General features: G+C 62.0%; 9 protein-coding genes and 1 tRNA gene. All 10 read left to right on the plus strand.

Going from position 1 to position 13,427, the window contains the following annotated elements:
* The coding region (gene tuf, locus A9976_RS03125) for an elongation factor Tu (RefSeq protein WP_220808491.1) at positions 1-1,165 on the plus strand (1,165 nt) is incomplete at its 5' end.
* A gap of 9 nt (positions 1,166-1,174) precedes the next feature.
* Positions 1,175-1,250, plus strand: a tRNA-Trp gene (locus A9976_RS03130).
* Positions 1,251-1,336: 86 nt separating this feature from the next.
* Positions 1,337-1,720 (plus strand): preprotein translocase subunit SecE, encoded by a 384-nt coding sequence (gene secE / locus A9976_RS03135; protein ID WP_012202436.1) that lies wholly within the window; start codon positions 1,337-1,339, stop codon positions 1,718-1,720.
* On the plus strand, positions 1,720-2,304 hold the full coding sequence (gene nusG / locus A9976_RS03140; RefSeq protein WP_012202437.1) for a transcription termination/antitermination protein NusG: 585 nt from the start codon (positions 1,720-1,722) through the stop codon (positions 2,302-2,304). The genes secE and nusG overlap by 1 nt, the downstream gene beginning before the upstream one ends.
* A gap of 140 nt (positions 2,305-2,444) precedes the next feature.
* Positions 2,445-2,876, plus strand: coding sequence for a 50S ribosomal protein L11 (gene rplK / locus A9976_RS03145; protein WP_012202438.1), 432 nt, complete (start codon positions 2,445-2,447; stop codon positions 2,874-2,876).
* Positions 2,877-3,572 (plus strand): 50S ribosomal protein L1, encoded by a 696-nt coding sequence (gene rplA / locus A9976_RS03150; protein ID WP_013800271.1) that lies wholly within the window; start codon positions 2,877-2,879, stop codon positions 3,570-3,572.
* A gap of 226 nt (positions 3,573-3,798) precedes the next feature.
* The gene (gene rplJ / locus A9976_RS03155; RefSeq protein WP_012202440.1) at positions 3,799-4,326 is read left to right on the plus strand and encodes a 50S ribosomal protein L10; all 528 of its coding nucleotides are present in this window, start codon (positions 3,799-3,801) and stop codon (positions 4,324-4,326) included.
* 37 nt (positions 4,327-4,363) lie between these two features.
* Positions 4,364-4,741 (plus strand): 50S ribosomal protein L7/L12, encoded by a 378-nt coding sequence (gene rplL, locus A9976_RS03160; protein ID WP_012202441.1) that lies wholly within the window; start codon positions 4,364-4,366, stop codon positions 4,739-4,741.
* Positions 4,742-5,017: 276 nt separating this feature from the next.
* A complete protein-coding gene (gene rpoB / locus A9976_RS03165; protein ID WP_183017775.1) occupies positions 5,018-9,130 on the plus strand; it encodes a DNA-directed RNA polymerase subunit beta in 4,113 nt (1,370 codons plus the stop codon).
* 23 nt (positions 9,131-9,153) lie between these two features.
* Positions 9,154-13,383, plus strand: coding sequence for a DNA-directed RNA polymerase subunit beta' (rpoC, locus tag A9976_RS03170; RefSeq protein ID WP_183017776.1), 4,230 nt, complete (start codon positions 9,154-9,156; stop codon positions 13,381-13,383).
* The last annotated feature ends 44 nt before the right edge of the window (positions 13,384-13,427 follow it).

Consider the following 13,427-nt stretch of genomic DNA (forward strand, 5'->3'; position numbering starts at 1 on the left):
CAAGCCGCACGTCAACGTTGGCACCATCGGTCACGTGGACCACGGCAAGACGACCCTGACGGCTGCTATCGCTACCGTTCTGTCCAAGAAGTTCGGCGGCGAAGCCAAGGCTTACGACCAGATCGACGCAGCACCTGAAGAAAAGGCGCGCGGCATCACGATCAACACCGCCCACGTCGAGTACGAAACGGCCGGTCGCCACTACGCTCACGTTGACTGCCCCGGCCACGCCGACTACGTCAAGAACATGATCACCGGCGCTGCTCAAATGGACGGCGCCATCCTGGTGTGCTCGGCCGCTGACGGCCCCATGCCCCAGACCCGCGAGCACATCCTGCTGGCCCGTCAGGTGGGCGTGCCCTACATCATCGTGTTCCTGAACAAGTGCGACATGGTGGACGACGAAGAGCTGCTGGAACTGGTCGAAATGGAAGTGCGCGAGCTGCTTGCCAAGTACGACTTCCCCGGCGACGACACCCCCATCATCCGCGGCTCGGCCAAGCTGGCCCTGGAAGGCGACCAGTCCGACAAGGGTGAACCCGCCATCCTGCGCCTGGCTGAAGCCCTGGACAGCTACATCCCCACGCCCGAGCGCGCTGTGGACGGTGCCTTCGCAATGCCCGTGGAAGACGTGTTCTCGATCTCTGGCCGTGGCACCGTGGTGACTGGCCGTATCGAGCGCGGCATCATCAAGGTCGGCGAAGAAATCGAAATCGTCGGTATCCGCGACACCCAGAAGACCATCGTCACCGGCGTGGAAATGTTCCGCAAGCTGCTGGACCAAGGCCAGGCTGGCGACAACGTGGGCCTGCTGCTGCGCGGCACCAAGCGTGAAGACGTGGAACGCGGCCAAGTGCTGTGCAAGCCCGGCTCCATCAAGCCCCACACCCACTTCACGGCTGAGGTGTACGTGCTGTCCAAGGACGAAGGTGGTCGCCACACTCCGTTCTTCAACAACTACCGTCCCCAGTTCTATTTCCGTACGACCGACGTGACCGGCTCCATCGAGCTGCCCGCCGACAAGGAAATGGTGATGCCTGGCGACAACGTGTCGATCACCGTCAAGCTGATCGCCCCCATCGCCATGGAAGAAGGTCTGCGCTTCGCTATCCGCGAAGGTGGCCGTACCGTGGGCGCTGGCGTGGTTGCCAAGATCATTGCCTAATTGATTCGTAGGGGTATAGCTCAATTGGCAGAGCGTCGGTCTCCAAAACCGAAGGTTGTAGGTTCGATTCCTACTGCCCCTGCCACCTGATGGTGGAATCGCAACGAGCCCGCCCCAAAGCGGGCTTCGGTGTCTTGGCGTTGCGCAAAAGATGCGCATTAGAAATGGATTATGGCCACTACTCAGGTTGAAACGGTCAGCTCCGGAGCTGACAAAGCCAAGCTTGCCGCAGTCGCGGCTTTAGTCGTTGCTGCGATCGCAGGTTTCTATCTGCTGAGCAAGCAAGGGCCCATCGTCCAGTGGCTGGTGCTGCTGGTCGGCTTGGCTGCAGCTGCTGGCACGTTCCTTGTTTCCGAGCCCGGCAAGCGTTTCGTGAGCTTTGCCCAGGATGCCTGGCGCGAAGTCAAGAAGGTCGTCTGGCCGACGCGCAAGGAAACCATGCAGATGACCTTGTACGTCTTCGGCTTTGTCGTCATCATGGCCTTGTTCCTGTGGTTCACGGACAAGACGCTTGAGTGGGTCTTGTACGACCTGATTTTGGGCTGGAGGAAGTAATGGATGCTGTCGAAACAGGTGTGAACGACGGAGGGGCAGCGCCTGCCAATCCGGATCTGCGCTGGTACATCGTCCATGCCTACTCCGGCATGGAAAAGGCGGTTGAGCGCAACATCATCGAGCGCATCGCGCGCTCTGACATGCAGTCCAAGTTCGGTCGCATTCTTGTCCCCACTGAAGAAGTGGTGGAAATGAAGAATGGCCAACGCCGCACCACCGAGCGCCGTCTGTTCCCTGGCTACGTGTTCGTCGAGATGGTCATGGACGACGATACCTGGCACCTGGTCAAGCACACCAGCAAGGTGACGGGTTTCGTGGGCGGTGCCAAGAACCGTCCTGCGCCCATCTCCGAAGAGGAAGTGCGCAAGATCGTCAGCCAGATGCAGGAAGGCACGGAAAAGCCGCGCCACAAGGTCGAGTTCATGCCCGGCGAGCTGGTGCGTGTCAAGGAAGGTCCGTTCACGGACTTCAATGGTTCCGTCGAAGAGGTCAACTACGAGAAGAGCCGTCTGCGCGTCTCCGTGATGATCTTCGGTCGTTCCACGCCGGTCGAGCTTGAATTTGCCCAGGTTGAAAAAACCTGAGTTACCGCTTACAATCTCTGGCTCTGCATTTTTAGGCTTGGTGCAGGGCGTTCTCACAAGAGTCTTTTAACCCCCGGGGAGCTGTCGGCTGCAACTATTGTTGGTTGGGCCGGCGGCGCTATACCCGCAAGGAGCATTCAATGGCGAAGAAAATCGTCGGCTTCATCAAGCTGCAAGTGCCAGCTGGTAAGGCCAATCCCTCTCCTCCGATCGGTCCTGCGCTGGGTCAGCGCGGCCTCAACATCATGGAATTCTGCAAGGCGTTCAACGCCCAGACCCAAGGTGTCGAGCCCGGCCTGCCCCTGCCCGTGGTCATCACGGCCTTCGCGGACAAGAGCTTCACCTTCATCATCAAGACGCCTCCGGCGACTGTGCTGATCAAGAAGGCCATCAAGCTGGACAAGGGTTCTTCCAACCCCCTGAAGAACAAGGTCGGCAAGATCACCCGCGCTCAGCTGGAAGAGATCGCCAACACCAAGCTGAAGGACATGAACGCTGCTGACGTTGACGCCGCCGTGCGCACGCTGGCTGGTTCGGCTCGCTCGATGGGCGTGATTGTGGAGGGCGTGTAAATGGCCAAGTTGACCAAGAAGCAAAAGGCTCTCCAGGGCAAGGTGGAGTCCACCAAGCTGTACGCTTTCGCTGACGCAGTCGCGCTGGTGAAGGACGCTGCCACCGCCAAGTTCGATGAATCCATCGACGTGGCCGTGCAACTGGGCGTGGACGCCAAGAAGTCTGACCAAGTGGTTCGCGGCGCTGTCGTGCTGCCCCATGGTACCGGCAAGATTGCCCGCGTGGCCGTGTTCGCCCAAGGCGCCAAGGCTGAAGAAGCCAAGGCTGCCGGCGCCGACGTGGTCGGCATGGACGACCTGGCTGCCCGCGTGAAGGCTGGCGACATGCCCTTCGACGTGGTCATCGCTGCCCCCGACGCCATGCGCGTCGTCGGTACGCTGGGCCAGATCCTGGGCCCGCGCGGCCTGATGCCCAACCCCAAGGTTGGCACGGTGACTCCCGATGTGGCCACGGCTGTGAAGAACGCCAAGGCTGGTCAGGTGCAATACCGCGTCGACAAGGCCGGCATCATCCACGCCACCATCGGCCGCCGCTCGTTCGACAACGAGAAGCTGCAAGGCAACCTGGCTGCGCTGATCGACGCCCTGAACAAGTCCAAGCCCGCTTCGAGCAAGGGCCTGTACCTGCGCAAGGTCGCTGTTTCGTCGACCATGGGTGTGGGCGTTCGCGTCGACACGCAGACCATCTCGGCCTGATAGCCAAGAAATCTTGAGACACCTTCCGGGGTGTCTCAGTGGTGGGCCGGTGCAGCGATGCGCCGGGTCATCCAAGACCGTTGGTGTGCCTTGCGGCACTTAAACCCCCGGGGCCAACGCAGATGGCGATCCCGCTGCAGATGGATGCATTTCCAAAACAGTTGGTCGCTGCAACAAGAGCGCGCATGAGGGGCTTGCCCCGAGTGCGCATTTGAAGGAGTAGACCTTGAGTCTTAATCGCAGTGAGAAAGAAGCGGTCATCAATGAAGTGACCAGCCTCGCCGCAAAAGCTCAAACGCTTGTGATCGCGGAATACCGCGGCATCACGGTCGCCGACATGACCAAACTGCGTTCTGATGCTCGCAGCAAGGGTGTGAGCCTGAGCGTGTTGAAGAACACGCTGGCCCGCCGTGCTGTGGCTGGCAGCCAGTTTGACGTTGTCGCCGACCAGATGACCGGCCCTCTGATCTATGGCTTCTCTGAAGACGCAGTGGCCGCCGCCAAGGTGGTGGCCGACTTCGCGAAAACCAACGACAAGCTGGTGATCCGCGGTGGTGCGTTTGCAGGCAAGGCCCTGGACGTGAACGGTGTGAAGCAACTGGCGAACATCCCCTCGAAGGAAGTTCTGCTGGCACAACTGTGTGGCTTGCTGATGTCGCCTATCTCGCGTACGGCCGTTGTGCTGGGCGCCCTGGCGGCAAAGAAGAGCGAAGGCTCTGCCGAAGAACCGGCAGCCGAAGCAGTCGCAGCCTGAGCGCGCGGCAGTTAACCAATATTGTTAGGAAATCAAAATGGCATTCGATAAAGACGCATTTCTGACCGCGCTCGACGGCATGACGGTCCTGGAACTCAATGACCTGGTGAAGGCCATTGAAGAGAAGTTTGGCGTGAGCGCTGCCGCTATGGCTGCTCCCGCTGCTGGCGGCGCTGCTGGCGGCGCTGCTGCTGCAGAAGAAAAGACCGAGTTCAACGTTGTGCTGACCGAAGCCGGCGCGAACAAGGTTTCCGTCATCAAGGCCGTGCGTGAAATCACCGGCCTGGGTCTGAAGGAAGCCAAGGACCTGGTCGACGGCGCTCCCAAGAACGTCAAGGAAGGCGTTGCCAAGGCTGACGCTGAAGCCGCTGTGAAGAAGCTGGTGGAAGCCGGTGCCAAGGCTGAACTGAAGTAATTCAGTCCCCTCAAGGGCTGGAGGCTCCGAAAAAGGGCCTCCAGCCTTTGGCGCTTGTGGAGCGCTGATCCATAGAGCACACTAAAAAGCAGTCAGCACAGTCTGTTTTTTAGTGTCTTCTGACAACCCGACAGCAGAAGATGCCTTGGTTCGGGCGATGTGCAACGCATCGCCGTCAGCCATGGTTGGTAGTGGCCAACCGCCAAGCCCGCAGGGAGCTTTCCATGTGGGGCAGTCGTCGCAGACCCAGGACTCATGTCTTTGCCCGGAGATCTCATGGCCTATTCTTACACCGAACGCAAGCGAATCCGCAAAAGCTTCGGGAGCCGCGACAGCGTGCTCGAAGTGCCTTACCTGCTGCAGATGCAAAAAGATGCATATACCGCATTCTTGCAGTCAGATGTAGCCCCCAAAAAACGCACCATCGAAGGCCTGCAAGCGGCCTTCAACTCCGCCTTCCCCATCGTCTCCCACAACGGTTTTGTGGAGATGAAGTTCGTCGAGTACAACCTCGCCAAGCCTGCTTTCGATGTGCGCGAGTGCCAGACCCGTGGTCTGACGTTCGCCTCCGCCGTGCGCGCCAAGGTCCAGCTGATCATCTATGACCGTGAGTCTTCGACCTCGCAGTCCAAGGTGGTCAAGGAAGTCAAGGAGCAAGAGGTCTACATGGGCGAAGTGCCCCTGATGACCGAAAAGGGCTCGTTCATCATCAACGGCACCGAGCGCGTCATCGTCTCGCAGCTGCACCGCTCGCCCGGCGTGTTCTTCGAGCACGACAAGGGCAAGACCCACAGCTCGGGCAAGCTGCTGTTCTCGGCACGCATCATTCCTTACCGCGGCTCGTGGCTGGACTTCGAGTTCGACCCCAAGGACCTGCTGTTCTTCCGCGTCGACCGTCGCCGCAAGATGCCCGTGTCCATTCTGCTGAAGGCCATCGGCCTGACGCCGGAATCGATCCTGGCCAACTTCTTCGTCAACGACAACTTCCGCCTCATGGATTCGGGCGCGCAGATGGAGTTCGTCTCCGAGCGCCTGCGCGGCGAAGTTGCGCGCTTCGACATTACCGACAAGTCGGGCAAGGTCGTGGTCGCCAAGGACAAGCGCGTCACCGCTCGCCACACGCGTGAGCTGGAGCAGTCGGGCACCAAGTTCATCAGCGTCCCCGAAGATTTCCTGATCGGCCGTGTGGTCGCCAAGAACATCGTCGATCCGGATACGGGCGAGATCATCGCCAAGGCCAACGAAGAGCTGACCGAGTCCCTGCTCAAGAAGCTGCGCAGCGCCGGCATCCAGGATCTGCAGTGCATCTACACGAATGAGCTGGACCAGGGCGCCTACATCTCGCAGACCCTGCGCACCGACGAAACCGTGGACGAGTTCGCCGCACGCGTGGCCATCTACCGCATGATGCGCCCCGGCGAGCCGCCGACCGAAGACGCCGTCCAGGCCCTGTTCCAGCGCCTGTTCTACAACGCCGACACCTACGATCTGTCGCGCGTGGGCCGCATGAAGTTCAACGCCAAGGTCGGCCGCGATGGCGCCACCGGCCCCATGGTGCTGTCCAACGAGGACATCCTGGCCGTGGTCAAGATCCTGGTGGATCTGCGCAACGGCAAGGGTGAAGTCGACGATATCGACCACCTGGGCAACCGCCGCGTGCGTTGCGTGGGCGAACTGGCCGAGAACCAGTACCGCACGGGCCTGGCACGTATCGAGAAGGCTGTGAAGGAGCGTCTGGGCCAGGCCGAGCAAGAGCCGCTGATGCCCCATGACCTGATCAACAGCAAGCCGATTTCGGCCGCCCTGAAGGAATTCTTCGGTGCGTCGCAGCTGTCGCAGTTCATGGACCAGACCAACCCTCTGGCCGAAATCACGCACAAGCGTCGCGTCTCGGCCCTGGGCCCGGGCGGTCTGACCCGCGAGCGTGCGGGCTTCGAAGTGCGCGACGTGCACGTGACCCACTACGGCCGCGTCTGCCCCATCGAAACGCCTGAAGGCCCGAACATCGGCCTGATCAACTCGCTGGCCCTGTACGCCCGCCTGAACGAGTACGGCTTCATCGAGACGCCGTACCGCCGGGTGGCGGACGGCAAGGTCACGATGGAGATCGACTACCTGTCGGCCATCGAGGAAGGCAAGTACATCATCGCCCAGGCCAATGCCGATCTGGATGCCGAAGGCCGCCTGACCGGCGACCTGGTGTCGGCCCGCGAAAAGGGTGATTCGACCCTGGTGTCGGCCGAGCGCGTTCAGTACATGGACGTGTCGCCCGCACAGATCGTGTCGGTGGCTGCCTCGCTGATTCCGTTCCTGGAGCACGATGACGCGAACCGCGCATTGATGGGCGCCAACATGTCGCGTCAGGCCGTGCCTGTGCTGCGTCCCGAAAAGCCCATGGTGGGCACGGGCATCGAGCGCGTGGCGGCAGTGGACTCCGGCACCGTGGTGACGGCTACCCGCGGCGGTATCGTGGACTATGTCGATGCAACCCGCATCGTGGTCCGCGTGAACGACGCTGAAGCCGTGGCCGGCGAAGTCGGCGTGGACATCTACAACCTCATCAAGTACCAGCGTTCCAACCAGAACACGAACATCCACCAGCGTCCCATCGTCAAGCGTGGCGACAAGCTGGCCAAGGGTGATGTGGTGGCCGACGGCGCATCGACCGACCTGGGCGAAATCGCCATCGGTCAGAACATGCTGATCGCGTTCATGCCCTGGAACGGCTACAACTTCGAGGATTCGATCCTGATCAACGAGCGCGTGGTGGCCGAGGACCGCTACACCTCGATCCACATCGAAGAACTCGTGGTGATGGCCCGCGACACCAAGCTCGGTGCCGAGGAAATCACGCGCGACATCCCGAACCTGTCCGAGCAGCAGCTCAACCGCCTGGACGAGTCCGGCATCATCTACGTGGGTGCGGAAGTGCAGCCCGGCGATGTGCTGGTCGGCAAGGTCACGCCCAAGGGCGAGACCACGCTGACGCCTGAAGAGAAGCTGCTGCGCGCCATCTTCGGCGAGAAGGCTTCCGACGTGAAGGACACTTCGCTGCGCGTGGACCAGGGCTCGCAAGGCACTGTGATCGACGTGCAGGTCTTCACCCGTGAAGGCATCCAGCGTGACAAGCGCGCCCAGCAGATCATCGACGATGAGCTCAAGCGCTACCGCCTGGACCTGAACGACCAGCTGCGCATCGTCGAGGCCGACGCCTTCGACCGTATCGAAAAGCTGCTCAATGGCCGCGTGGCCAACGGCGGCCCGCAGAAGCTGGCCAAGGGTGCCAAGATCGACAAGGCGTACCTGGACGGCGTGGAGAAGTTCCACTGGTTCGACATCCGTCCTGCAGAGGACGAAGTCGCCACCCAGCTCGAGTCCATCAAGAACTCGCTGGAGCAGACGCGCCACAGCTTCGACCTGGCTTTTGAAGAAAAGCGCAAGAAGCTCACCCAGGGCGACGAGCTGCCCGCTGGCGTGCTCAAGATGGTCAAGGTCTACCTGGCTGTCAAGCGCCGCCTGCAACCCGGCGACAAGATGGCCGGCCGCCACGGCAACAAGGGCGTGGTCTCCAAGATCGTTCCGGTCGAGGACATGCCCTACATGGCCGACGGCTCCACTGCCGACATCGTGCTGAACCCGCTGGGCGTGCCTTCGCGTATGAACATCGGCCAGGTGCTGGAAGTGCATCTGGGCTGGGCCGGCAAGGGCCTGGGCCAGCGCATCGGCGACATGCTGCAGCAGGAAGCCCGCGCTGCCGAGATCCGCTCCTTCATGGAAGAGATCTACAACTCGCGCGGCCGCAAGGAAGACCTGACGCAGCTCGAGGACAAGGAGATCGTGTCCATGGCGCAGGCGCTGACCACGGGCGTGCCGTTTGCCACGCCGGTGTTCGATGGCGCTTCCGAGCAGGAAATCCAGGACATGCTGCATCTGGCATATCCGGAGGAGCTGGCCCAGCGCAAGGGGCTGACCGAGTCGCGCACGCAGGCCTACCTGTATGACGGCCGCACCGGCGACCGCTTCGAGCGTCCGACCACCATCGGCTACATGCATTACCTGAAGCTGCACCACTTGGTGGACGACAAGATGCACGCCCGCTCCACGGGTCCGTACTCTCTGGTGACGCAGCAGCCGCTGGGCGGCAAGGCCCAGTTCGGTGGCCAGCGTTTCGGGGAAATGGAAGTGTGGGCGCTGGAAGCTTACGGCGCCGCCTATGTGCTGCAGGAAATGCTGACCGTGAAGTCCGACGACGTGGTGGGCCGTACCAAGGTGTACGAATCCATCGTCAAGGGCGAGCACGCCATCGAGGCAGGCATGCCCGAGTCGTTCAACGTGCTGGTCAAGGAAATCCGCTCCCTGGGCCTCGACATCGAGCTTGAGCGTTCTTAAATATTGAAAAGGGAAAGAGTCTTATGAAATCTCTACTCGACCTGTTCAAGCAATTCACGCCTGATGAGCATTTCGATGCCATCAAGATCGGTCTGGCTTCTCCCGAGAAGATCCGTTCCTGGTCCTTCGGCGAGGTGAAGAAGCCCGAGACCATCAACTACCGCACGTTCAAGCCCGAGCGCGATGGTCTGTTCTGCGCCAAGATCTTTGGCCCCATCAAGGACTACGAGTGCCTGTGCGGCAAGTACAAGCGCCTCAAGCACCGCGGTGTGATCTGCGAGAAGTGCGGCGTCGAAGTGACCCAGACCAAGGTGCGCCGCGAGCGCATGGGCCACATCGATCTGGCTGCGCCTTGCGCCCACATCTGGTTCCTGAAGTCGCTGCCGTCGCGTCTGGGCCTGGTGCTCGACATGACGCTGCGCGACATCGAACGCGTGCTGTACTTCGAAGCCTACGTGGTGACCGACCCCGGCATGACCCCGCTGAAGAAGTTCAGCATCATGACCGAGGACGATTACGAGGCCAAGCGCACCGAATATGGTGACGAGTTCGAAGCCAAGATGGGCGCCGAAGGCATCAAGGACCTGCTCGAAGGCATCGACATCGATGTCGAGACCGAGCGTCTGCGCGGCGATCTGACCGGCTCCGAAGTCAAGGTCAAGAAGAACGCCAAGCGCCTGAAGCTGCTGGAAGCGTTCAAGAAGTCCGGCATCAAGCCGGGCTGGATGGTCATGGAAGTGCTGCCCGTGCTGCCCCCGGACCTGCGTCCGCTGGTGCCGCTGGACGGCGGCCGCTTTGCAACGTCCGACCTGAACGACCTGTACCGCCGCGTCATCAACCGCAACTCGCGTCTGCGCCGCCTGCTGGAGCTGAAGGCTCCGGAAATCATCGCGCGCAACGAAAAGCGCATGCTGCAGGAAGCCGTGGACTCGCTGCTGGACAACGGCCGCCGTGGCAAGGCCATGACGGGCGCCAACAAGCGTGCCCTGAAGTCGCTGGCCGACATGATCAAGGGCAAGAGCGGTCGTTTCCGCCAGAACTTGCTGGGCAAGCGCGTGGACTACTCGGGCCGTTCCGTGATCACGGTGGGTCCGTACCTCAAGCTGCACCAGTGCGGCCTGCCCAAGCTGATGGCGCTGGAACTGTTCAAGCCCTTCATCTTCGCGCAGCTCGAGCAGCGCGGCATCGCCACCACCATCAAGGCGGCGAAGAAGGAAGTCGAATCCGGCACGCCCGTGGTGTGGGACATCCTCGAAGAGGTCATCAAGGAGCACCCGGTCATGCTGAACCGTGCTCCCACGCTGCACCGCCTGGGCATCCAGGCCTTCGAGCCCATCCTGATCGAAGGCAAGGCCATCCAGCTGCACCCGCTCGTCTGCGCGGCCTTCAACGCCGACTTCGACGGTGACCAGATGGCTGTCCACGTTCCGCTGTCGGTGGAAGCACAGATGGAAGCCCGCACGCTGATGCTGGCCTCCAACAACGTGCTGTTCCCCGCATCGGGCGAGCCCTCCATCGTTCCTTCGCAGGACGTGGTGCTGGGTCTGTACCACGCAACGCGCGAGCGCATCAACGGCAAGGGCGAAGGCATGATCTTCGCCGACATCGGTGAAGTGCAGCGCGCGCTGGACTCCGACCAGGTCGAACTGGCCGCCAAGATCAGCGTGCGTCTGACCGAGTGGACCAAGAACAAGGACTCCGGCGAGTTCGAGCCTTCGACCGGCCTGGTGGAAACCACCGTGGGCCGCGCCCTGATGTCCGAGATCCTTCCCAAGGGCCTGCCGTTCAGCCACATGAACAAGGCGCTCAAGAAGAAGGAAATCTCCAAGCTCATCAACGCCTCGTTCCGCAAGTGCGGTCTCAAGGCCACGGTGGTCTTCGCTGACAAGCTGCTGCAAAACGGCTTCCGCCTGTCCACGCACGCCGGTATCTCGATCGCCATCGGCGACATGCTGGTGCCGCCGCAAAAGGCCGAGATCATCGGCCGTGCCGAAGCCGAGGTGAAGGAGATCGAGCAGCAGTACGTCTCCGGTCTCGTGACCTCTGGCGAGCGCTACAACAAGGTGGTGGACATCTGGGGCAAGGCCGGCGACGAAGTCTCCAAGGTCATGATGGCCCAGCTGGCCAAGGAAAAGGTCATCGACCGCCACGGCAACGAAGTCGAGCAGGAATCGTTCAACGCCATTTACATGATGGCCGACTCCGGCGCCCGCGGCTCGGCCGCGCAGATCCGCCAGCTGGCCGGCATGCGTGGCCTGATGGCCAAGCCTGACGGCTCCATCATCGAGACGCCCATTACGGCGAACTTCCGTGAAGGCCTGAACGTTCTGCAGTACTTCATCTCCACCCACGGCGCCCGAAAGGGTCTGGCCGACACGGCGTTGAAGACGGCCAACTCCGGCTACCTGACGCGTCGCCTGGTGGACGTGACGCAGGATCTGGTGGTCAACGAGGACGATTGCGGCACGACCAATGGCGCACTGATGCGCGCCATCGTCGAAGGCGGTGAAGTGATCGAGTCGCTGCGCGACCGCGTGCTGGGCCGCACCACGGCCGAGGACGTCGTGCATCCCGAGACGCTGGCTGTCCTGCTGTCCGCAGGCACGCTGCTCAACGAAGACGTGATCGACGAGCTGGAATCGCAGGGCGTGGACGAGATCAAGGTCCGTACGGCGCTGAACTGCGAGACCCGCTACGGCCTGTGCGCCAAGTGCTACGGCCGCGACCTGGGCCGCGGCGGCCAGATCAACCTCGGCGAAGCCGTGGGTGTGATCGCCGCCCAGTCCATCGGCGAGCCCGGCACGCAGCTGACGATGCGTACCTTCCACATCGGTGGTGCCGCTTCGCGCGCTGCCATCGCATCGAGCGTGGAAGCCAAGTCCAACGGCTCCATCAGCTTCAACAGCACGATGCGCTACGTCAGCAACACCAAGGGTGAGCTGGTCGTGATTTCGCGTTCGGGCGAAATCGTCATCAGCGACAACGGTCGCGAGCGTGAGCGCCACAAGGTGCCTTATGGTGCCGTGCTGACCGTCAGGCCCGACCAGCAGGTCAAGGCCGGTCTGATCCTGGCCAACTGGGATCCGCTGACCCGACCCATCATTACCGAGTACGCCGGCCAGGTGCGCTTCGAGAATGTGGAAGAGGGCCTGACCGTGGCCAAGCAGGTCGATGAAGTGACCGGCCTGTCCACGCTGGTGGTGATCGATCCCAAGCGCCGTGGCTCTGCCAAGGTCGTGCGTCCCCAGGTCAAGCTGATCGATGCCAACAACCAGGAAGTCAAGATCCCCGGCACCGACCACTCGGTGACGATCGGCTTCCAGGTCGGCGCTCTGATCCAGGTGCGTGACGGCCAGGACGTGGGCCCCGGCGAAGTGCTGGCCCGTATCCCTGTCGAAGGCCAGAAGACCCGCGACATTACCGGCGGTCTGCCCCGTGTGGCCGAGCTGTTCGAAGCCCGTACGCCCAAGGACAAGGGCACGCTGGCCGAGATGACCGGCACCATCTCCTTCGGCAAGGAAACCAAGGGCAAGGTGCGCATGCAGATCACCGATCTGGATGGCAAGGTCTGGGAAGAACTCGTGCCCAAGGAAAAGAACATCCTGGTGCACGAAGGCCAGGTGGTCAACAAGGGCGAGTCCATCGTCGACGGCCCCGCCGATCCGCAGGACATCCTGCGCCTGCTGGGCATCGAGGAGCTGTCGCGCTACATCGTCGATGAAGTGCAGGACGTCTACCGCCTGCAGGGTGTGAAGATCAATGACAAGCACATCGAGGTGATCGTTCGCCAGATGCTGCGCCGCGTCGTGGTCGAGAACACCGGCGATTCGACCTACATCGCTGGCGAGCAGGTCGAGCGCTCGGAAATCCTCAATACCAACGAGGCCCTGCAGCGCGAAGGCAAGATCCCCGCCACGTACTCCAACGTGCTGCTGGGTATTACCAAGGCCTCGCTGTCGACCGACTCCTTCATCTCCGCCGCGTCGTTCCAGGAAACGACCCGCGTGCTCACCGAGGCTGCCATCATGGGCAAGCGCGACGAGCTGCGTGGCCTGAAGGAAAACGTCATCGTGGGTCGCCTGATCCCCGCTGGTACGGGTCTGGCCTACCATCAGGCACGCAAGGCCAAGGACGCCATGGACGACGCAGAGCGCCGTGCCATCGCCGACGCCGAAGCCGCCGAACTGGCAGGTGTGACGGCCGAGGACGACATCGGTGCCATCGCTGTCGCCGGTGACGGCTCTGCCGACTGACACGCCCGGGCGAGCGAGAGCGAGCCCGTGAAGTGACGCGACGC

The sequence above is a fragment of the Delftia sp. UME58 genome, assembly GCF_014170385.1.
Classification (GTDB): Bacteria; Pseudomonadota; Gammaproteobacteria; order Burkholderiales; family Burkholderiaceae_C; genus Comamonas; species Comamonas acidovorans.

Excerpts from the sequence above, each read along its gene's own strand:
- rpoC (WP_183017776.1), top strand. The coding sequence starts at position 9,154 with ATGAAATCTCTACTCGACCTGTTCAAGCAATTCACGCCTGATGAGCAT.
- rplL (WP_012202441.1), top strand. The coding sequence starts at position 4,364 with ATGGCATTCGATAAAGACGCATTTCTGACCGCGCTCGACGGCATGACG.
- rplK (WP_012202438.1), top strand. The coding sequence starts at position 2,445 with ATGGCGAAGAAAATCGTCGGCTTCATCAAGCTGCAAGTGCCAGCTGGT.
- secE (WP_012202436.1), top strand. The coding sequence starts at position 1,337 with ATGGCCACTACTCAGGTTGAAACGGTCAGCTCCGGAGCTGACAAAGCC.
- rplA (WP_013800271.1), top strand. The coding sequence starts at position 2,877 with ATGGCCAAGTTGACCAAGAAGCAAAAGGCTCTCCAGGGCAAGGTGGAG.
- rpoB (WP_183017775.1), top strand. The coding sequence starts at position 5,018 with ATGGCCTATTCTTACACCGAACGCAAGCGAATCCGCAAAAGCTTCGGG.
- nusG (WP_012202437.1), top strand. The coding sequence starts at position 1,720 with ATGGATGCTGTCGAAACAGGTGTGAACGACGGAGGGGCAGCGCCTGCC.